The following is an 18,808-nucleotide window of genomic DNA, read 5'->3' on the forward strand; positions in this document are numbered from 1 at the left end:
CCGGCCCCGCCGTTATAGGTGCTGGCCGGCCAGGCTCAGGCTTCGTGGGTGGCCTTGCCGCTGAACTTGAGGCTGGCGGGGTTGGGGTTGGCGCCGATGCTGCGGGGGGTGTGGCCCACCATGGGACGGCCTTCGTTGACCTTCTCGGGGAAGACGCCGTCCTTGGGGTGCAGGAATTCGGTGTCGCCGCCCGGGTAGATCCGGTAGATCTTGTAGTCCTCGATCCGGGGCTTGAACTTGGTGCGCAGCTGGGTGCCGAGGGCCAGGCACTGCTCCTTGCGGGCGAAGTACATCAGGTTGTCGCCTTCGTGCATCTCCGCGGCGCCGCCGGTGGGGAGCTCGAACGCCTGGGCCTTGGTGCTGCTCCAGGTGATGGCGTACTTCTCCTCGGTCTCCGCCGAGTTGAGCAGGCCACCGGTGCTGCCGATGGACTTCGGAAGTTGACCGTGGAGGGCCGTATCAGGCATGGCTCGCAGACCGTTTCAGGCGGAAACTAGCACCGTGTTTTTGGGCTTCCGGGCGCCCCCGGCGGACTCTTCACACCCGTCAACAAACCCGGCCGCTGCCGCCTCAGCCGCCGCGCTCGGCGGCCGGGAAGAACACGGTCAGATTGCTGCCGCCCCGTTCGGTGAGCCGGCCCCCCAGGCGGTGGAAGAGCCTCTGGGTGGCCTGGCGGCTGAGCTGCAGGCTGCCGGTCTCCGGGTTCCAGCTCAGCACCGGACCCACCGGCATCGGCACGGCGGCCGCCAGCCCATCGGCCTCGCGGCTCTCGGGGTCGTCGCTGCTGAGCTGGAGCTTCAGCCGCGAGCCCGCCGGCAGCAGCCGCAGCCGCACTTCGCTGCCGCTGGGCAGGCTGCGGCTGAACCGGTCCATCAGGCCGCCGAGCATGGTCTCCAGCCGGCTGGGGTCGCTCATCACATGCGGCAGGTCGGCGGCGATCTCAAGCACCAGCCGCAGGTCGCGGCGCTCCAGCTGCCGTTGCCAGAGCTCCTCCAGCTGGTAGAGCAGCCGGCTCAGGTCCGTGCGGGCCAGTTCGCTGTCGCTCAGCGGCTGGCCGCTGCCCGGCTGGCGCTGCAGTTCCGCCGCCAGGAAGATGAGGCCGAAGCGGTCGATCTGTTCGCTGCACTCCCCGTCGATCTGCTCCAGCCGCTGCCGCACCACCGCCGGCAGGTCGGTGCGGCGCAGCAGCGAGCGGATCAGGGTGCGGATCGTGGCCAGCGGGGTCCGCACCTCGTGGGTGAGGGCCTCGAGCAGGGCCAGTTCGCTGCTCACGGCATCGCTGCCTTCGCTGCGTTTCTCGCCATGCACCAGCGGCTGAAGGGTGACGCTGGGGGCCATGGAGGCCAGACGCTGGGCCAGCAGGGGCCAGAAGCGGGTGCCCAGATCGGGATCGTTGCTGAGCGGGCCCAGCAACTGCAGGCGGCGGCGCAGGCCGAGGCCCGCGGCCGCATCGTCCTGGGCCAGGCGCCGATCGAGCAGCTCCAGGGCGGCCGACAGCGTCGGGGCGTCGAAGCGCACCACCAGCCGGCGCTCCTGCGGTGGGCCGTCGAGGGCCAGGGCCACCTGCAGCACCGGGGTGATCAGCACCAGCAGCGGATCGGTGCCGTCCTCCTCCCGCAGGCTGAGGCGGTGGAAGCCCCCCGGCCGGCCGGCCGTTCCCCGGGGGGGCCTGCCGTGGGGGTCTGTCAGGGGTGCCATCCCCGGCAGCAGCGGCAGCCCCGGGGGCATCAGGTTGCCCACCTCGGCGGGGGTCCAGACCCAGCCGTCCAGCCACTCCAGCAGGGAGGGTTCGTACAGGGCCGGCAGGGGGGCCGCCAGCCACACCCCCGGCTGGGGAGGGGCGGCCCCGAGCAGGTCCGCCTGCACCGTGGCCAGGGCGGCCCACCATTGGCGCCGCACGCTGTCCTCATCCCCTCGCCCGGCCGGGACACCGGCGGCCAGCAGGCTGCGCAGGTCCCCCAGGCTCACCACCACCGTCGCTGGCTGCGGCTGCGACGGGCCACGGAGGCGCAGAGTCCGAGGCTGATGCAGTTGACGAGCATGGCCGAACGGCCGTAGCTCAGGAACGGCAGCGGAATGCCGGTGATCGGTCCCAGTCCGATGGTCATGTTGACGTTCACCACCACCTGGAACATCAGCATGGCGCCGATGCCCACCACCACGAGCGATTCGTAGTCACTGCCGGCCCGGCTCGCGATCTGCAGCAGGCGCCAGATCAGCACCACGAAGCCCACCACCACCAGCATCGAGCCGATGAAGCCGGTCTCCTCGCCCAGGGCGCTGAAGATGAAATCGGTGTGCTGCTCGGGGATGAACCGCAGCTTGGTGAGGGAGCCGTTCATCAGGCCGGTGCCCCAGAGCTGGCCGGAACCGATGCCCACGGTGCTCTGCAGCAGGTGGTAGCCGCCCCCCAGGGGATCCTGGGCCGGATCGAGGAACAGGGTGAGCCGGGCCCGCTGGTGCGGGCGCAGCCCGTGCTCCCAGAGCCAGGGTGTCCCCACGGCGAACAGCCCCTGGACGGCCAGCACCAGGGAGAGTCCCACCGCCTTCCAGGGCAGGGAGCGCCACGCGACCCAGCCCATCAGGGGGATCCAGCCCAGCAGCAGCCAGGGCATGGTGCCGGCCATGATCGCCGTGAACAGGGGCGAGAGCAGCAGCAGCAGCCAGGTGGCGGGCATGCCCGACCAGAACAGCATCACCAGCAGCACCGCCCCGAAGACCAGCGACGTGCCGAGATCGGGCTGCACGAACACCAGCAGCCACGGCACGCTGATCATGGCCACGGGCCGCAGCAGATCGATCGGTCGCTCCACCGGGTACTTGGAGAGCACCCCCGCCAGCAGCAGGATCGCCGCCACCTTGGCGAACTCCGACGGCTGCACGTAGAAGCCGCCGATGTTGATCCAGCTCTGGGCCCCGAGGGCGCTGACCCCGATGATCCGCACCGCGACCAGGCTCGCCACCATCAGGATGTAGATCGGCCACTGGAAGCGGGCGATGCGCTCCAGAGGCACCCGGGCCAGCAGCAGGGCCATCACCAGGCCCACCGCCGCGGTGATCCAGTGCTGGTACCAGTCGGTGGTGGCCTGCTGGCGCTGGGTGCTGGCGATCAGGACGCCCGCCAGCAGCGTCAGGGCGATGGGGATACCCCAGAGGAGGGGATCGAAGCCGGGGCCGCGCCGCTTGGCCCCCTTGGCGGCGAACCCACCGCGCCGGGGGCTGAGAACCGCCATCGCTTCAGGCGAGCGCCGGGCTGAGGGCGCAGCTGGCGCTCAGGCGCTCGGCCAGCTCGGTGAAGGCGCGGGCGCTGGCCGAGTCCGGTGCCGACAGCACCACCGGCAAGCCCCGCTCCCCGCCCTCGAGCACGGGCATCTCCATGGGCAGCTGGGCCAGCAGGGGCACGCCGGCCTCGTCGGCCAGCCGCTGGCCGCCGCCGCTGCCGAACAGGGCGTAGCGGCGATCGGGCAGATCCGGAGGGATGAAGGCGGTCATGTTCTCCACCACCCCGAGCACCGGCACGCCCATCTGCAGGAACATCGCCAGGCCGCGGCGGGCATCCTGGAGCGACACCAGCTGGGGGGTGGTGACGATCACCGCACCGGCCATCGGCACGGCCTGGGCCAGGGTGAGCTGGGCGTCGCCGGTGCCGGGGGGGAGATCCACCACCAGCACGTCCCGTTCGCCCCAGTTCACCTGATAGAGGAACTGGCGGATGATTCCGTTCAACATCGGCCCGCGCCAGACCACCGGCTGGTTCTCCTGGATCAGCAGGCCCATCGACACCATCACGATGCCGCAGGTCTCGATCGGCTCCAGCACCTGGTCGTTGCCGCTGCCCGATACCTGGGGGCTGCGGTCGGCCACGCCCAGCATGGTGGGGGCATTGGGCCCGTAGATGTCGGCATCGAGCAGGCCCACCCGCAGGCCGGAGGCCGCCAGGGCACAGGCCAGGTTCACCGCCACGGTGCTCTTGCCCACGCCCCCCTTGCCGCTGCTGACGGCGATCACCTGACGCACGCCGGGGATGCCCTGCCGTTCCGGCAGCTGGGCCCCGCCGGGGCCGTGGCCGGCGGCGCCGATCGGGCCTGATGACGGGGCGGCGGCGGGCTGGGCCAGTTCGATCTGCACGTCGTTGATGCCCTCCACGGCCAGCAGGGCGCTGCGGGCCTCGGCGGCGATGCGCTCCCGCTGGCTGTTGGCGAATCCGGGCAGGGCGAGGCGGAACACCGCCCGGCCGCCCTGCTGCCTCAGGTCGCTGATCCAGCCCAGCTCCAGCAGGCTGCGGCCACTGCCGGCGTCGCGGAGCGGCTGCAGGGCCTCGAGGAGGGTGTCGGCGCTGGCCATGCGGCGGCGGCAGGGTCGGATTGGGGGCGATCCTAGGGGCGGCCCCTTGCCCAGCCCGTGACAGACGCTCTCGAACCCTTGTGGGACCCCCCGACGGGCTGAAAAGGTGTGCGGATGTTCCGCGTCCGCCGCGCTGCCGTTCCATGGAGATGCCACCTGCCGATTCCCGCAGCCGCGCCAAGGCCCTGCTGACGGGCCTGCAGGATTCGATCTGCGCGGGTCTCGCCAGCCTCGATGGAGGGGCTGACTTCGAGGAGCAGAGCTGGGAGCGACCCGAGGGCGGCGGCGGCCGCTCACGGGTGATGAAGGACGGCCGCGTGTTCGAGCAGGGCGGCGTCAACTTCTCCGAGGTGGAGGGCGAGCGGCTGCCGCCCTCGATCCTGTCCCAGCGCCCCGAGGCGGAGGGCCACCGTTGGTTCGCCACCGGCACCTCGATGGTGCTGCACCCCCGCAACCCCTACGTGCCCACGGTGCATCTCAACTACCGCTATTTCGAGGCGGGGCCGGTGTGGTGGTTCGGCGGCGGCGCCGACCTCACTCCCTATTACCCGTTCCTGGAGGACGCCCGGCATTTCCACCGCACCCTCAAGGGAGCCTGCGACGGGGTGGATCCGGCTTACTACACGGTGTTCAAGCCCTGGTGCGACGAGTACTTCTTCCTGAAGCACCGGGGCGAGACCCGCGGCGTGGGTGGCATCTTCTACGACTACCAGGACCCCGGCGGGGTGCTCTACAAGGGGGGTGACCCCGAGGGGCCGGCGGCGGCGGCCAGCGCGGCCGTCGGGCCGCTCCACCAGAACTGGGAGCAGCTCTTCGCCCTGGCTTCGGCCTGCGGCCACGCCTTCCTGCCGAGCTACGTGCCGATCGTGGAGCGACGCCAGGGCTTGCCCTGGGGCGATGGGGAGCGCCAGTTCCAGCTCTACCGCCGCGGCCGCTACGTGGAGTTCAACCTGGTCTTCGACCGGGGCACGATCTTCGGCCTGCAGACCAACGGCCGCACCGAATCGATCCTGATGTCACTGCCGCCCCTGGTGCGTTGGGAGTACGGGTACACGGCCGCTGAAGGCAGCCGCGAGGCCCTGCTGACCGACCTGTTCACTCGTCCGCAGAACTGGCTTGAAGACCCTTCCCTGGAGGAGCGCTGCCGACCCCACCAGGCGGTGGGCTGAGCGGCATGGCGGTGGCCGGGCTGCGGCCCAGCCCCACCTCGAGGGCGGTCACGATCCGCTCGGCGATGGCCAGCACCGTGTCGGAACGGGTGGCTGGGTTGCGGAGCGACCGCTCCAGCTGGCCCTCCAGCTTGCCCACCTCCAACAGGGCGATGCCGCGCCTGGGCCCACCGAGGCCGCCGCGGAAGGCCATGGGGAACCCGCCGAAGGCCGCGGCCAGGCTTTCGTCGAGGGAGCTGAAGGGGCGGTGCAGGGGTGGGATCAACCCCGATCCGATGCCGTCGGGGCCCCAGGCGTCGAAGTGGATCTCCAGGGCGTAGCCGCCGCTGGCGGCGTGCTGACGGCCCACGCTCCAGTTGGTGCTGGGGTGGTTGCCATCAGGGATCGTGCGGAAGGGGGGGCGGTAGGAGCTGATGCGCAGCCCCCGCTGCCGGCCCAGGGTCACCACCGCCTCGGCGACGACCATGTTCCAGTAGAGCTCGTCGCTGATGCCGGGAAACATCGGCGGCGCCCCCGCAGCCACGGCGGCGCCGCTGGTACCGGCGCCGTTCATCCCCTGGGAATCGGCATGGCCCGCCAGCACCAGGATGGGGGTGTCCGGATCGACGGGGCGGATGCCGATCCAGTCCCGGCCCAGGCGGCTGCGGGGACCGGTGATCGGATCGAAGCCGGCCAGTGCCGGCGCCTGGATCCGGCTGGCCGGCAGGGCCGCGTCGGCGGCATGGGCGAGCGGTGCGAGCTGGCCGAGGCTGCCGACCAGCAGGGCGGGCCCCAGCAGCCAGGTCGGGAGAGGGGAACCCATGGGTTCAGATCGGCGAGGAGAGCAGGGAGCCGTCGCTGGCCAGCTGGAGCCCGGGGCCGAGTTCCCGCTCGATGGCGATCAGTTCGTCCCGGTGGGCCCGCAGGCGCAGGGTGCTGCCGCCGTCGCTGTCGCCGCTGATCAGCCGCAGCTCCAGGCTTTCGGGCCGGGCGGCCCGGCGTCGGTAGATCACCCCGGCCAGGGGCCCCACCAGGGCCAGCAGCAGGGGCCACCAGCCGAGGGAGGGCAGCACCTGGCGCAGCACCAGGCCCAGGCAGGCGGCCCCGACGCTGCCCAGCAGCGAGAGCAGCAGGGCGAGGGGCAGGCTGGAGCGCACCTGGCCGCGGAAGCGCAGCAGCTGGCGCTCGGGATCGCCGGCCTCGGTCCGCCAGCCCCGGGCGGTGAGCCAGTCGGAGAGGCCCTCGAGCACCTGCACGGGCGGCTGCGGGGAGTGCACGTCCACCACCGTGGTGCGGTCCTTGCTGGCGGCCCTCAGAAAGAAGACCAGGCCGATGGCCATCAGCAGGGTGAGCAGGAGGGTGGAACCCAGGGTGGGCATGGCGGCGCGGCCTTTCGGGCTCGCATTCTGGCCTGAGTGGCCCGCTCAGCGGCCGCCGTGGGCGACGATGGCCGCCAACCCCCTGCTCCCCCATGGCCCAGACCCCTTCCAGCGGCAGTGCCAGCCCCGGTCCGCCGGCCCGTTTCGCCGTCTTCGACCACGACCTCGACGCCGCCTGGGGGGAGCTGTTCGGCCAGGCCCGGGCCCTGGCGATCGACACCGAGGCCATGGGGCTGATCCATGGGCGTGACCGCCTCTGCCTGGTGCAGATCTGCGACGACCATGACAACGTCTGCTGCATCCGGGTGGCCCGGGGGCAGACGGAGGCGCCGCGGCTGAAGGCCCTGTGCGAGAACCCGGCCATCGAGAAGGTGTTCCACTTCGCCCGCTTCGACGTGGCGGCTCTGGCGGAGAACCTCGGCATCGCTGTGGACCCCGTCTTCTGCACCAAGGTGGCCAGCCGCCTGGCCCGCACCTACGCCCCGCGCCATGGCCTCAAGGACGTGGTCAACGAGCTGGTGGGGGTGGAGCTCGACAAGCAGGCCCAGAGTTCCGACTGGGGCCGGGTGGAGGAGCTCAGCGACACCCAGCTGGCCTATGCCGCCGGTGACGTGCGCTGGCTGCTGGCCGCCCGGGACCGGCTGGAGGTGATGCTGCGGCGAGAGGAGCGCTGGGAGCTGGCCCGCCGCTGCTTCGCCTGCGTGCCCGTCTTCTCCGCCCTCGACCGGCAGCGGTTCAACCAGGTGTTCGAGCACTGAGCCCGGACGCGCTGGGCGGCCCGTCTGTGGTGGCGCTCAGTCCTCGATCATGAACAGGTCGTCCTCCCCGACCGAGCGCAGCTGGCCGTCGAAAAGCTGACCCCGGTCGAGGCCGCTGGCCCTGGTTTCCTCCAGCAGCCGCTGCGCCAGGGCAAGCTTGGCGGCCGTGTCCCGGAGCCCTTCCTTGGCCGCCAGGATCTCCACCCGCCGGCGGGCTGCCGCCAGGCTGATGCCCAGCTTCGTGGCCAGATGACCGCAGGCGGCGTTGAAGCTGCGGTCGGGGATGCCGGGCATCGGGGCGGGGGACAAGGGGGCAGTCGGCCCCATCATCCCCCTACCCCGGCAGCAGGCGCTCCTGGATCAGGGCCGCCAGCCGGGCACTGCCACCGGCCCCTCCCATGCGACGGCGGCCGATCCGGCCCAGCCGCTCCCGCTCGCCGTCGTCGTCGAGCAGGGCGAGCAGCCGGACCCGCAGCTCGGCTGGCCCGTGGCACGGCTGCACCGCTCCCCCCAGCAGGCGGCTCTGGCGGCGGGCGAAGCCGGCTTTGAACTGGGGCCCCGGCCCGGGCAGCGACAGGGCCGGCACCCCCAGCCCCACCAGCTGTTCGGTGGCGGTGCCGGCGGTGGCCAGTCCCAGTTCCGCCAGCGGCGCCCAGGCCGCGAACCGGCCCGGACCCACCAGCAGCTCCAGGGGGCCACGCCGCCAGAGGGCCGCAGCCCCCGAGCCCTCCGGCGGCCTGCCGGGGATGAAGCCCGCCGCCGTCAGGGGGGCGGCCAGTTCGGCGGCATCGGGACGGGAGCCGGTGGCCAGCAGCACGCTGATCGCTGGGGACCCTTCGGCCGGCGGCAGGGCCGCCAGCAGGGCGCGCAGGTTGCCGGTGGCTTCAGGCAGCCGGCTGCCGGGGAGCAGCAGCAGGCGGCGCCGACCCTGCAGCCAGTCGGGAAACGGCGGGGCGGGGGCGAAGCCATCCATCATCGGATTGCCCGCGGCGACGGCCCGCACTCCATGGCGCCGCAGCCCCCGGGCGGTGAGGCGATCGCGCACCGCCACCAGATGGCAGCGGCGGTGGCCCATCAGGGCCCACTCCCAGGGATCCCATTCGCTGCCCTTGGCCCGGTGGTAGCCATCGGCCAGGGGGGAGCGGCCCCAGCCGGCCGGAGCCGGCGAGGCCCAGGCGTGGTCGCTCTTCGGGGTGCCGAGGAAGCCGTAGGGGCCGCCCCCGGCCCAGGCCAGCAGCAGGGGCAGCAGGTCGCCCACCGCCAGGATCGGCAGACCTTGCCGGCCCCAGCGGCGCACGATCCGCCACTGCTGCCAGCTGAGCAGCGGCAGCCCGGCCGCCAGGTCCCTCAGAAGTCCCGTCAGGCTCTGGTTGCTGAAGCCGCCGCTGGGCAGCGGCTGCCGCGGGCCGACCCGCCGCAGCTCGCCGGCCGCCTCGGCGCCGGCGTAGGCCTGGCCGACCCCCACCAGCGGCAGCACCGCCACCTCCAGGCCGGGGGCCTGCCGCCTGAGGGCCTCGATCAGCCGCAGGGCGATCAGATCCTCCCCATGGCCGTTGCTCAGAACCAGCAGACGGGGGGAGGACATGCCATGGCTGATACGATCCGCTGCGGGGAGTTTGCTCCCCGGCAGGCGGCATGGCCAAGTGGTAAGGCAGAGGATTGCAAATCCTTTATCCCCAGTTCGAATCTGGGTGCCGCCTCTGCAACAACCGGGGGTCTCTCGGCCGCTCCCCTGTACAGCGGGGGCTTCGGCACGGTGACCGCCCATCGGTGGCAGACTGCACCGGACATGCCGAAGAGGACTGCGGTGGCAGCCAACTCCCCGGAAGAGCCGGATCCGTTCGTGGCGCTGCTCAGCGAGGAATGTCTGGAGATGATTGAAAAGATCCAGGCCTATCGCGAAAGAATTCAGCTTCCTTCCACACCCAGGGCCATTCTTGAGGATGCCGTCATCGAGTACTACACCGCGCTCAAGCGGGTCGGCAACTGGTGAACGCGTCCTGGTGAACGGGCCGCTGCCATCCGGGGCCCGCCGCTGTCTTCAACCCGTCTGATCTTCCTCCCGGCTGAGTGGCCGGCGCGGCCCCTCCCCGAGGATGAGATCGGTTCGCTTCCTGTGCAGACTCATGGAGGACTCCGTCAGTACCACCCATTGGGCCAGGGTGGAACAGTGTTCGCTGAAGGGCGGAAGATCCAGGCGCAGGGGACGCCACGCCCCGGCATCGATCTCCTGGTTGAGCCTGGACTGGGGCAGATCATCGTTGGTGACGATCAGCCAGCGGTACTTGCTCTTGAAATGGTCCAGATAGTCGCGCACCAGTTGGTTGGGGAGATGCTGCAGCACGTCCTTGACCAGGATCAGATCGGCCGGGGGGAGGCTGTCGAGGTCGTCGAACAGCTGGAAGTGAACCGTGTCGCTGGCATGGCGCTCATGGTTGGCGGCCACCACCGAATCGACGATGTCGACCCCTGTGTAGGTGATGTCCCCCCAGTGGATCAGGCGGGAGAACTGCCAGTCGCCACATCCGAAATCAACGACGCTGCTGATGTCGTTGAGTTGCAGGAAGCGCTGCAGGGTGGCGATGTATTCGCCGTTGAACTCCGGTCTGGATCCCTGTCCCGACCCTCCCCCCCAGGTGTCACGTTGGTAGATGCGGGTGAAGGCGTCCTTGGTCGACATGCCGGCGGGCGGATCGTCGGCACCCTAGCGGCGGCATTCGATCGGTCCGTCGTTCCTGCTCAGGGGAGAACGCCCATGAGCAACGAGATGATGGCGAAGCCCACAACGCCCACCAGGGCCAGCAGGGACGTGGATGGGGGCATGACCATCTGCCGAACGGATCAATCATAAAGAGAATCTGAAGAGTGGTGGTCCTGTCTGTGGCCTTCGTTGCCGATCGTCATCCGCGCTTCCCCGTCGCCCCTCGCCCTCCCGCTCCCGGCCCGCTCAGGGGGCGGCGTCCACCCGCCACTGCCGCCCGTCCGGGCCGGTGGCTTCGCAGCGAAAGGCGCGATCGTCAAGCAGGCACTGTCCGCTGGCCAGCTCAGCTCTGGTCAGTCCGAGCGCGGCCTCCCCGTCACCGAATCCCGCCTGCCCCACGGCGCTGATCCGCAGCTGCACCGGCCAGCGCGGCTCGCAGCGGCTCCGCTCACAGGCCATGGCTGGGGAGCCTTCGGCCAGCACCCCGGCGAAAACGAGCTGGCGATCGAGGAAGGAGCTGTCCCCACCGGGCTGCAGGAATCGCACACTGAGCAGGCCCTCCATCTGCTGGTCCAGCCGCAGCAGGCGGCAGCTGGCCGGTGGCGGCACCGGCCCCGCGCCCGAGGGGGTGACGACACTGCAGCGGCGCAGGGTCCTTTCCCAGCGGCCGAAATCGTCGCCGGGCCGTTCCTGGGCCCCCAGGGGCGCCCAGCGCACGCCCAGGGCCAGCAGCAGGATCAGCCCCGCCAGGGACGACGGGCCTGGCCGGAGCTTCAATAGCCCGAGTCGGCGACGCAGATGCCCTGGCAGCTGATTCCGTTGCCGGCGGTCCGGCCGCAGTGCTGGCAGAGCACCGGATCGGCGGCGGGGTCTGGGGTCCTGGCCGCGGCGGCAGGCGGCACGGATGGGGACTGGCTCGGGGCGGATCCCGGCCCGACGCCCGGAGGAATGGTCATCGCGGGTCCCCGGGAGGAGAGTCGGGTCGATCATGGCAACGGACCGGCACCTTCGTGATCGCCATGGCTGACCCTGCCGCCATCCTGCCCGATCCGCCGCCGTCGGTCGTCCCCGGGGTCGGGGTCGGCACCTGGGCCTGGGGCAACCAGTTCCTCTGGGGGTACGACCCCGCCCAGGACGACACCCTGGCCGCCTGCTTCCACCGCGCGGTGGACCTGGGTCTGACGTTCTTCGATACGGCCGATTCCTACGGCACCGGCCGCTACGGGGGACGCAGCGAGTCGCTCCTGGGCGATTTCGTCGCGGCCCTGCCACCGGCCCGGCGGCAGCGGCTGACGGTGGCCACCAAGCTGGCCCCGTTCCCCTGGCGCCTGGGTCGCCGAGGGTTCGACGCGGCCTTCGAGGCGTCCCTTGGGCGCCTGAGGGGCCATCTGGACAGGGTGCAGCTGCACTGGAGCACGGCCCGCTACGCCCCCTGGCAGGAGGGCCCTCTGCTGGAGGGACTGGCGGATCTGGTGGCCGAGGGCCGGGTGGGCAGCCTGGGGATCTCCAACCTGGGCCCGCGCCGCCTGCGCCGGGTGCACGACCAGCTGGCCCGCCGCGGCCTGCGTCTCGCCAGCCTGCAGGTGCAGCTGTCCCTGCTGGCCCCCGACGCCATCGGGGCGCACGGCGTGGCATCGGTCTGCCGGGAGCTCGGCATCGAGCTCCTCGCCTACAGCCCTCTCGCCCTGGGGTTGCTGGCCCAGCCTCCAGGGGAATCCCGGGCTGCGCTTCCGGCGGGACCGCGGGGCCTGCTGTTCCGAAGACTGGGGCCCCGCATCCAGCCCCTGCTGCAGACCATGGAGCGGATCGCCCGTGCCCACGAGGCCCCGATGGCGGCCGTGGCGATCAACTGGTGCCGGGCCCATGGAGCCCTCCCCCTGGTGGGGATGCGCCGGCCCGATCAGGCCGAAGCGGCGGCGGCCGCCGCCGCCTGGTGCCTTGCGGAGGAGGAGCGGCAGGATCTGGACCGGGTGGCGCTGCGCGGCGAGGCGCGCATGCCGGCCAATCCGTTCCAGAGTGCCTGAGGCCCTCAGGCGCTGAGCGCGTCGGCCGGGTCGGGACTCAGCACCACCGGCAGGGCCGCTGGCCGCGGCTGGGGGGCGTCGGCCCGCTGTAGCAGCCGGACCACCTGGGGATCAGCCGTTTCGCCGCTGAGGGCGCCGTCCTCGCCGGGGCCGCAGGCGCTGAGGGCCTCCTGCAGCAGGGAGTCGAAGGTGGAGCCGGGCAGCCGATGGCGGGCCAGTTCGAGGAAGGCGCGAGCCAGGGATTCGCCCGCCGCTGCCCTCAGGGCTGGGTTGGAACGCCGCAGTTCCTGCTCCTGGGCGATCGAATTGAGAAACCGCTGGGTGATGTCGCGCTTGGTGGTCGCCCGGATCCGGGTGTCCTGGTCGGCCTCGCTCAGGAAGGTCTGGGCCTCCAGTTCCTGAAGACGGCGGTTGAGGCTGTCGAGGACGTCCTGAGCCTCCTTATGGATATGGGTGAGCTGGCCGTCGGAGAGGCGTGGCAGGTCGGCCACATAGACCTTGCCGTGGTCCCGCAGGGTCAGGAAGGTGGGGCGCTGGCCGCCCGTGGATTCCCGCTGGACAGGGGGCCCACCGTCCCGCAGACGGGGACGGGGCTGCTGGGGGCGCTGGGGCGGGATCGGGCCGGCGGAACTGCGGCGGCGGGTGATGCGTCTGGACGTATCGAACATCGGGCAACGAACTCTTCGGAGCGGGAGGGAGCCTGGTCGTGTCGGCAAAGACGCTGACGACCTTAGGAAAAGCGGTGCATCCTGGCCGGAGGCGCCTCAGTGTGGCAATCCGGCCAGGGGGGTCTCGCCCGGGTCGCCCGCCGCGACGCCGCCCAGTTCCCAGGCCTGGTGGCCCGAGAAACGGCAGAGGTCGAGGATGGCGGGCACGGCCGCAGGTGGCACCACAAGACAGAAGCCGACCCCGAGATTGAACGTGTTCCACAGGTCGGACTCGGGCACCTGTCCCTTCTCCTGGAGCCAGCGGAACAGGGGTGGACGCTCCCAGCTGCCGGGGTCCACCACGGCGTGGACCCCCGGCGGCAGGCAGCGGGGCAGGTTCTCCGGCAGGCCGCCGCCGGTGATATGGGCCATGGCGTGGAGGGGCAGCCCGGAGCGGCGCAGGTCCTTCACCAGGGCGGCATAGAGAAGGGTGGGGGTGAGCAGGGCGTCGATCAGTCCTTGCCCGGTGGCGGGCAACGGCGTGCCGGCGTCGACGGACTCGGCCTCAAGGATGCGCCGCACCAGGCTGAAGCCATTGCTGTGGACACCGCTGCTGGCCACCGCCACGATCCGATCGCCGGCGCTCACCCGGGCGCCGTCGATCCTCTCCTCTTCTTCCACCACCGCCACGCAGAACCCGGCCAGGTCATAGCGGCCGGCTCCGTAGAAGCCCGGCATCTCCGCGGTTTCGCCCCCCAGCAGGGCGCAGCCGCTCTGGCGGCAGCCGTCGGCGATGCCTTCCACCACCTCGGCCATGGCCTCCGGGCCGAGCTTGCCGGTAGCGATGTAATCAAGGAAGAAGAGGGGCTCGGCGCCGCTGGTGATCACGTCGTTGACGCACATGGCCACCAGATCGATGCCCACCCCGTGGTGGGCACCGTGGGCCTGGGCCAGTTCGAGCTTGGTGCCCACCCCGTCGGTCCCCGCCACCAACAGGGGACGCTTCATCCCGGCCGGCAGTCGGCAGAGCCCGCCGAATCCGCCCAGTCCACCCAGGACCTCCGGCCGTCGGGTCGTCTCGACGCTGTCCCGGATGCGTTCCACGAAGGCGCGGCCGGCGGCCACGTCCACGCCGGCAGAGCGGTAGTCCATGGGGAAAGGGTCAGCGCTGCACCGATCCTGCATCGGCACGGGGCCGAGGGGAGGTTGGGAGGCGCCGGTCGGCCCCTGAACGTGGACGATCCCAGGATTGGCCCACGATCCCATCGCCGGGGCTTATGAAAGTCATCAAATCCACTGATGTTTCGATAGCGCCGATGGGCCAGTCAGGCCAGTGGACGCCTGGAAGGGTGGCAAAGATGAAGAAAACTGATCGATCCAGGGGCGCTGCAGCGGTCTGTTGGGGCCCTGCGGACTTCGGATAGTTTTCCGGGGTCGTCATTTTCTGTAAGGAATTCGCCAGGCCAATTCGGTCCCGTTCACCTCAGCCAACACCGCTTCCGGTTCCGGTTGTCGTCAACGTCCGAATGCAGTCATCGAGGAAGACCTTTCCCCGTCCGCCTGCTCCGCCGGTGCATTCCGCCTGTCATGCGAGTCACTCAACTCCTGGGCACCGCCGCCCTCCTCTTCACCAGCAGCATCGCCCCGGCCCAGGCCGGCTCCCTTACTGCCACGCAGGCGCCAGGGAGTTCCGTTGCCATTCGCCCCGCCGACTTCCCCACCAACTGGGAGCGCTTCGTCGACGAGATCCGCACCGTGCCCACGGCCAGCAATCTGATCGCCTCCGCCGGTCGGGTCACCACCGGCCAGGCCAGCTGGTACGGCCCCGGCTTCTTCGGCAACCGCACCGCCAGTGGTGAGGTACTCCGCCCCGGCACCCTCACAGCCGCCCACCGCACCCTGCCCTTCGGCACCATGGTGCGTGTCACCAATCTCTGGAACGGCCGTTCCACCGTGGTGCGCATCAACGATCGCGGTCCTTTCCATGGCCGGCGGGTGATCGATCTGGCCCACGGCGCCGCCCAGCAGCTTGGTCTCACCGCCAGTGGCATCGCTGACGTGAAGCTGGAAGTCCTTCCCTGAGTCCTCGCTCCGGCCGCGGTCGGAACGTTGTCCATCAGCCCATCCGCCAATCTGGCGGGTGGGCTTTTCCTTTGTGCCGGTGCGACTGCTTCAGACCCTGGCCGACCTGAGCGACTGGCGCCGCGGCCAGGCCGGGCGGCCGCTCCATTTCGTGCCCACCATGGGCAGCCTGCATGGGGGCCATCAGCAGCTGCTGAGGCGGGCGTCACTGGCCGTCCAAGGCAGCCGGCCAGCGGTGCTGCTCAGCGTCTTCGTCAATCCGCTCCAGTTCGGGCCGGCCGAAGATTTCGCCCGCTATCCCCGTGATCTGGCCGCCGATGCCGCCCTGGGGGCGGCGGCCGGCGCCGATGCCCTCTTCGCCCCTTCCGTGGCGGAACTGTTTCCCGCCGGGGAGTCGGAGCTCACCGGGGTGGTTCCCCCGGCCGGGCTGCGCCGGTCCCTGTGCGGCCCCGGACGCCCTGGCCACTTCGAGGGGGTCGCCACCGTCGTCTGTCGCCTGCTGGCCCTGGTGCGCCCCGATCGGCTCCTGCTCGGCGAGAAGGACTGGCAGCAGCTCACGATCCTGCGCCGTGTCGTCGCTGACCTGGCCCTGCCGGTGGTGGTCCAGGGCTGTGCCACGGTGCGGGAGGCGGATGGGCTCGCCTGCAGCTCCCGCCATCGCTACCTCAGCACCGCCGAACGCGGCCAGGCGGCCGCCCTGCCCGCGGCCCTGGGGGCGGCGCTGGCGCTCTGGCGAGGCGGCACCGGCAGCGCCGCGGCCCTCACTGCCACGGTGACCGGGGAGCTGGAGGCGGCGGGGCTGGGCGTCGAATACGTGCAGCTCGTCCATCCCTCTACCCTGGCTCCAGTGTCCGGCGCCGCCGGGATCTCCCTGCTGGCCGCCGCCGTCCGCTGCGGGAGCACCCGCCTGATCGATCACATCTTTCTGATGAACCGCCCGCCGATCGTCGCCATCGATGGCCCCGCCGGGGCGGGCAAAAGCACGGTCACCCGGGCCTTCGCCCGCCGCCTGGGCCTTCTCTACCTCGACACGGGCGCCATGTACCGCGCCCTGACCTGGTGGGTGCTGCACCGGGGCGTGGACCCGGCCGATGCCGACGCCATCGCCCCGCTGCTCGCCGACCTCGATCTGCGGCTGGAGAGCGATGCCGCCGGAGAGCAACGGGTGCGGGTCAACGGCCATGAGGTGAGCGAGGCGATCCGGGGACCGGAGGTCACCGCCCAGGTCTCCACCGTGGCGGCCCACGCCTGCGTGCGGGCGGCCCTCACCCGCCAGCAGCAGGCCATGGGCCGGCGGGGCGGCCTGGTGGCGGAGGGCCGCGACATCGGCACCGCCGTCTTCCCGGAGGCCGACTGCAAGGTGTTCCTCACCGCCACGGTGGCGGAGCGGGCCCGCCGCCGGGCGGCGGATCTGGCCCAGCGCGGCTTCGCCGTGCCGGCCCTGGCGGAACTGGAGGCCCAGATCGCCGAGCGGGATCACCGTGATTCCAGCCGCGCCGAAGCCCCCCTGCGCCAGGCGGACGACGCCGTGGAACTGGTCACCGATGGCCTGGCCATTGATGCGGTGATCCAACGGCTGGTCGACCTGTTCCGCGAGCGGGTGCCGGAGGACGCCTGGCGGGGCCCCTCCCCGCTGGACGAGACGACGACGCCCTAGCGGCGCCCCTGACCGGGGCCCTGATCGGCCCTCAGGGCCTCCAGCAGGCCCCCGCAGGCGTCCTCCAGAAGGTCCAGCACCCGATCGAAGCCCTCCTCGCCGCCGTAGTAGGGATCGGGCACCTCCTCGACGCTGTAGCGGCGGCAGTACCGGGTGAGCGGGCCGATGTGGGCGGCGGCCTCCCCCCGCACGGCCAGGCCCCGCACCGCCTCCAGGTTCTGCCGGTCCATCGTCAGCACGTGGTCGAAGCGGCCCAGGTCGGCTGCCGTGATCTGGCGCGCCCGGCTGGGCAGGACGATGCCCCGGCGGGCCGCAGCGCTGCGCATGCGGGCGTCGGCGGGGCGGCCCACGTGCCAGTCCCCGGTGCCGGCGGAGTCCACCGTGAAGGCCTGCTCCAGCCCCTGGCGGGCGATCAGGTTCAGGAAGACCCCCTCGGCGGCCGGGGAGCGGCAGATGTTGCCGAGGCAGACGAACAGGATGCCGGTGGGGCGGCCGGTTTCGGGACGGTTCGTCCCGGCGGTGGGATCAGGGGAGGTCATCGGCTGTCCAGTCGCTTCATGGCGACGGCGGCCCGCAGGCGCACCACCAGAGTCTCCTCCTGCTCGGGCTGCAGCAGCTGACTGAGGCCCGCCACGGCCCGTCGGCGGTGGGGATCGGGCGGGGGGAGGGGCAGGGCCAGGCCCTCGAAGCCCACGGCCACGGCATAGCGCACGACCCATTCCCCGTCGTTGCTCCCCGCTTCGAGGGCCACCAGGCAGCGCTCGCGGATCCTTTCCCGCTCCTGCTCGGCGAGGCGCTCCAGCCGCAGGGCCCCGAGGCCCCTGGCGGCGGCCCGGCGCACGCTGGGCCCGACGTCGGTGGCCAGGGCGTCCTCGAGCACGTCCAGGCCGCGCGGGTCGCCGATGCCCGCCAGCGCCCGGACGGCCCAGGCCCTGGCCCCATAGTTGTGGGCATCCAGATTGGCCAGCAGGGGACCCACGGCCGCCGGGCCGAGTGCGATCAGACCGTCAACGGCGGCGACGGCGGCACCGGGATTGTTGAACCCCAGCACCTGCACCAGCTGGGGCACGGTGGCCAGGGGGTCGTCGCAGTCGGTCAGGCGGCGGGTGGCCGCCACCAGCTCCTCGGCGCTGCCGGCCTGCTCGAAGGCCCGGATCCGATCGGCCGCGCACTGGGAATCTCCGCTTGCGGCCGTCATCACAGCAGGGCGTCCATCGCCATCAGGAGGGCCTCATCATCGCTGTCCGCTTCGCTGCCACTGCGGCTGCTGCGGCCATGCTCCACCAGCCCCCGCAGGGCAATCAGCTTGAGGCTGTTCTCTGCGAAGGTGCGCCGGATCGGCTCCAGGGCGGGCCGCCATCCCACCGCCCCCAGATCCATCAGGGCCGCGCGGCGCACCTGCAGCTGGGGATGCTGCAGCAGTCCGAGCAGCTCGTCGGCCCAGCGCGTTTCGCCGGTGAGCTGCAGCAGGGCGCGGCAGGCAGCGCTGCGGACCAGGGGACGTTCGTGGGCGGTGAAGGGTCGGATCACCTCCAGCACCTCCTCCTGGGCCTCTCCGATCGCCCCCAGGGCCTCCAGCATCGCTTCGCAGGGTTCCTGCAGCCGGGGGCTGTCGCTGCGGCAGGCACCGGCGACGGCGGGGCCGCTGGCCAGCCGGCGGATCAGCAGGGGCACCGCGGCGGTCGCCCGGAGCTCGCCGAGGGACCGGGCCGCGGCCTCCCGCAGGCCGTCGTCGGCGTCGTCGAGCACCGCCAGCAGCTCGGGGATGGCCCGCGCGTCAGCGACCTTGCCCAGGGCCCGGGCCGCATTGCGGGCCACGGCGTTGTGCTCGACGCCGGCCCCCGGATCCCGGGGCTGGCGCTGGCTGAGGGCGGCGAGCAGCAGGGGAACCGCCTCCGGGTGCTGGCTGCGCATGCGCCCCAGCCACCAGGCCGCGTAGTACTGACGGGATTGGTCGTCCGTCTGGCGCAGCTGCTCCAGGGCCTCGGCTTCGCTGATCGGTTCGCCGTCACCGGCCATGGCTCTGCGCACGTGCGAGGGGGCTTGGGGAATGCTGCCATCCCCGGGG

Annotated in this window: 22 protein-coding genes and 1 tRNA gene; 7 read left to right on the plus strand and 16 right to left on the minus strand. The window is 71.7% G+C overall.

What is annotated here, in order from left to right; genetic code table 11:
• Nucleotides 1–35: 35 nt before the first annotated feature.
• From VB738_RS11525 to VB738_RS11540, 4 genes are all read right to left on the minus strand, one after another.
• Complete coding sequence (locus VB738_RS11525; RefSeq protein ID WP_015109263.1) at nt 36–467, minus strand: photosystem I reaction center subunit II PsaD; 432 nt, start codon at nt 465–467, stop codon at nt 36–38.
• Nucleotides 468–570: 103 nt separating this feature from the next.
• The gene (locus VB738_RS11530) at nt 571–1,974 is read right to left on the minus strand and encodes a sensor histidine kinase (protein WP_323305865.1); all 1,404 of its coding nucleotides are present in this window, start codon (nt 1,972–1,974) and stop codon (nt 571–573) included.
• Nucleotides 1,965–3,233, minus strand: a complete 1,269-nt coding sequence (gene rodA, locus VB738_RS11535) for a rod shape-determining protein RodA (RefSeq protein ID WP_323305866.1) — start codon at nt 3,231–3,233, stop codon at nt 1,965–1,967. The genes VB738_RS11530 and rodA overlap by 10 nt, the downstream gene beginning before the upstream one ends.
• 4 nt (nt 3,234–3,237) lie before the next feature.
• Nucleotides 3,238–4,344, minus strand: a complete 1,107-nt coding sequence (locus tag VB738_RS11540) for an Mrp/NBP35 family ATP-binding protein (RefSeq protein ID WP_323305867.1) — start codon at nt 4,342–4,344, stop codon at nt 3,238–3,240.
• 143 nt (nt 4,345–4,487) lie between these two features.
• Between VB738_RS11540 and hemF the strand changes: the two genes are divergently transcribed.
• Nucleotides 4,488–5,513 (plus strand): oxygen-dependent coproporphyrinogen oxidase, encoded by a 1,026-nt coding sequence (hemF, locus tag VB738_RS11545; protein WP_323305868.1) that lies wholly within the window; start codon nt 4,488–4,490, stop codon nt 5,511–5,513.
• Here the strand turns inward: hemF and VB738_RS11550 are convergent.
• Nucleotides 5,440–6,315, minus strand: a complete 876-nt coding sequence (locus tag VB738_RS11550) for a dehydrogenase (RefSeq protein WP_323305869.1) — start codon at nt 6,313–6,315, stop codon at nt 5,440–5,442. The two genes, hemF and VB738_RS11550, sit on opposite strands and share 74 nt — an antisense overlap.
• A 4-nt stretch (nt 6,316–6,319) precedes the next feature.
• Nucleotides 6,320–6,871 (minus strand): cofactor assembly of complex C subunit B, encoded by a 552-nt coding sequence (locus VB738_RS11555; RefSeq protein ID WP_323305870.1) that lies wholly within the window; start codon nt 6,869–6,871, stop codon nt 6,320–6,322.
• 92 nt (nt 6,872–6,963) lie between these two features.
• Here VB738_RS11555 and VB738_RS11560 point away from each other — a divergent pair, with 92 nt between their 5' ends.
• Entirely contained in the window at nt 6,964–7,629 is a 666-nt protein-coding gene (locus tag VB738_RS11560; RefSeq protein WP_323305871.1) for a ribonuclease D, read from the plus strand.
• 36 nt (nt 7,630–7,665) lie between these two features.
• Here VB738_RS11560 and VB738_RS11565 read toward each other — a convergent pair whose 3' ends face one another.
• On the minus strand, nt 7,666–7,938 hold the full coding sequence (locus VB738_RS11565; RefSeq protein ID WP_323305872.1) for a hypothetical protein: 273 nt from the start codon (nt 7,936–7,938) through the stop codon (nt 7,666–7,668).
• A gap of 25 nt (nt 7,939–7,963) precedes the next feature.
• The gene (locus VB738_RS11570) at nt 7,964–9,214 is read right to left on the minus strand and encodes a lipid-A-disaccharide synthase-related protein (protein WP_323305873.1); all 1,251 of its coding nucleotides are present in this window, start codon (nt 9,212–9,214) and stop codon (nt 7,964–7,966) included.
• Nucleotides 9,215–9,258: 44 nt separating this feature from the next.
• Between VB738_RS11570 and VB738_RS11575 the strand changes: the two genes are divergently transcribed.
• A tRNA-Cys gene (locus VB738_RS11575) sits at nt 9,259–9,329 on the plus strand.
• A 107-nt stretch (nt 9,330–9,436) separates the two neighbouring features.
• Nucleotides 9,437–9,622 (plus strand): hypothetical protein, encoded by a 186-nt coding sequence (locus VB738_RS11580; protein WP_323305874.1) that lies wholly within the window; start codon nt 9,437–9,439, stop codon nt 9,620–9,622.
• Between the two features lie 48 nt (nt 9,623–9,670).
• On the opposite strand, the gene VB738_RS11585 is transcribed toward VB738_RS11580, so the two are convergent.
• From VB738_RS11585 to VB738_RS11595, 3 genes are all read right to left on the minus strand, one after another.
• Nucleotides 9,671–10,309 carry a class I SAM-dependent methyltransferase gene (locus tag VB738_RS11585; RefSeq protein ID WP_323305875.1) on the minus strand — a complete coding sequence of 213 codons (639 nt, stop codon included), beginning with the start codon at nt 10,307–10,309 and terminating at the stop codon, nt 9,671–9,673.
• Between the two features lie 267 nt (nt 10,310–10,576).
• Nucleotides 10,577–11,107 (minus strand): hypothetical protein, encoded by a 531-nt coding sequence (locus tag VB738_RS11590; RefSeq protein ID WP_323305876.1) that lies wholly within the window; start codon nt 11,105–11,107, stop codon nt 10,577–10,579.
• Nucleotides 11,104–11,286 carry a hypothetical protein gene (locus VB738_RS11595; protein WP_323305877.1) on the minus strand — a complete coding sequence of 61 codons (183 nt, stop codon included), beginning with the start codon at nt 11,284–11,286 and terminating at the stop codon, nt 11,104–11,106. The genes VB738_RS11590 and VB738_RS11595 overlap by 4 nt, the downstream gene beginning before the upstream one ends.
• A 63-nt stretch (nt 11,287–11,349) precedes the next feature.
• On the opposite strand from VB738_RS11595, the gene VB738_RS11600 reads away from it, so the two are divergent.
• Nucleotides 11,350–12,354: an aldo/keto reductase gene (locus VB738_RS11600; RefSeq protein WP_323305878.1), complete on the plus strand. Its 1,005-nt coding sequence runs from the start codon at nt 11,350–11,352 to the stop codon at nt 12,352–12,354.
• 5 nt (nt 12,355–12,359) lie between these two features.
• Here VB738_RS11600 and VB738_RS11605 read toward each other — a convergent pair whose 3' ends face one another.
• Nucleotides 12,360–13,022, minus strand: a complete 663-nt coding sequence (locus tag VB738_RS11605) for a hypothetical protein (protein ID WP_323305879.1) — start codon at nt 13,020–13,022, stop codon at nt 12,360–12,362.
• 96 nt (nt 13,023–13,118) lie between these two features.
• Nucleotides 13,119–14,153 (minus strand): phosphoribosylformylglycinamidine cyclo-ligase, encoded by a 1,035-nt coding sequence (purM, locus tag VB738_RS11610; protein WP_323305880.1) that lies wholly within the window; start codon nt 14,151–14,153, stop codon nt 13,119–13,121.
• A 435-nt stretch (nt 14,154–14,588) separates the two neighbouring features.
• Here purM and VB738_RS11615 point away from each other — a divergent pair, with 435 nt between their 5' ends.
• Both VB738_RS11615 and VB738_RS11620 read left to right on the plus strand, forming a co-directional pair.
• Nucleotides 14,589–15,083, plus strand: coding sequence for a septal ring lytic transglycosylase RlpA family protein (locus tag VB738_RS11615; protein WP_323305881.1), 495 nt, complete (start codon nt 14,589–14,591; stop codon nt 15,081–15,083).
• 79 nt (nt 15,084–15,162) lie between these two features.
• The gene (locus VB738_RS11620) at nt 15,163–16,740 is read left to right on the plus strand and encodes a bifunctional pantoate--beta-alanine ligase/(d)CMP kinase (RefSeq protein ID WP_323305891.1); all 1,578 of its coding nucleotides are present in this window, start codon (nt 15,163–15,165) and stop codon (nt 16,738–16,740) included.
• On the opposite strand, the gene VB738_RS11625 is transcribed toward VB738_RS11620, so the two are convergent.
• Genes VB738_RS11625 through VB738_RS11635 form a run of 3 tightly spaced genes read right to left on the minus strand, consistent with a single transcriptional unit; the run spans nt 16,737 to nt 18,759 of the window.
• Nucleotides 16,737–17,279 (minus strand): low molecular weight protein-tyrosine-phosphatase, encoded by a 543-nt coding sequence (locus VB738_RS11625; RefSeq protein WP_323305882.1) that lies wholly within the window; start codon nt 17,277–17,279, stop codon nt 16,737–16,739. The genes VB738_RS11620 and VB738_RS11625 overlap by 4 nt on opposite strands.
• Nucleotides 17,276–17,938 carry a HEAT repeat domain-containing protein gene (locus tag VB738_RS11630; protein ID WP_323305883.1) on the minus strand — a complete coding sequence of 221 codons (663 nt, stop codon included), beginning with the start codon at nt 17,936–17,938 and terminating at the stop codon, nt 17,276–17,278. The genes VB738_RS11625 and VB738_RS11630 overlap by 4 nt, the downstream gene beginning before the upstream one ends.
• Nucleotides 17,938–18,759 carry a HEAT repeat domain-containing protein gene (locus VB738_RS11635; protein WP_323305892.1) on the minus strand — a complete coding sequence of 274 codons (822 nt, stop codon included), beginning with the start codon at nt 18,757–18,759 and terminating at the stop codon, nt 17,938–17,940. The genes VB738_RS11630 and VB738_RS11635 overlap by 1 nt, the downstream gene beginning before the upstream one ends.
• Nucleotides 18,760–18,808 lie beyond the last annotated feature (49 nt).

The organism is Cyanobium gracile UHCC 0139, assembly GCF_034931325.1.
Classification (GTDB): domain Bacteria; phylum Cyanobacteriota; class Cyanobacteriia; order PCC-6307; family Cyanobiaceae; genus Cyanobium; species Cyanobium gracile_B.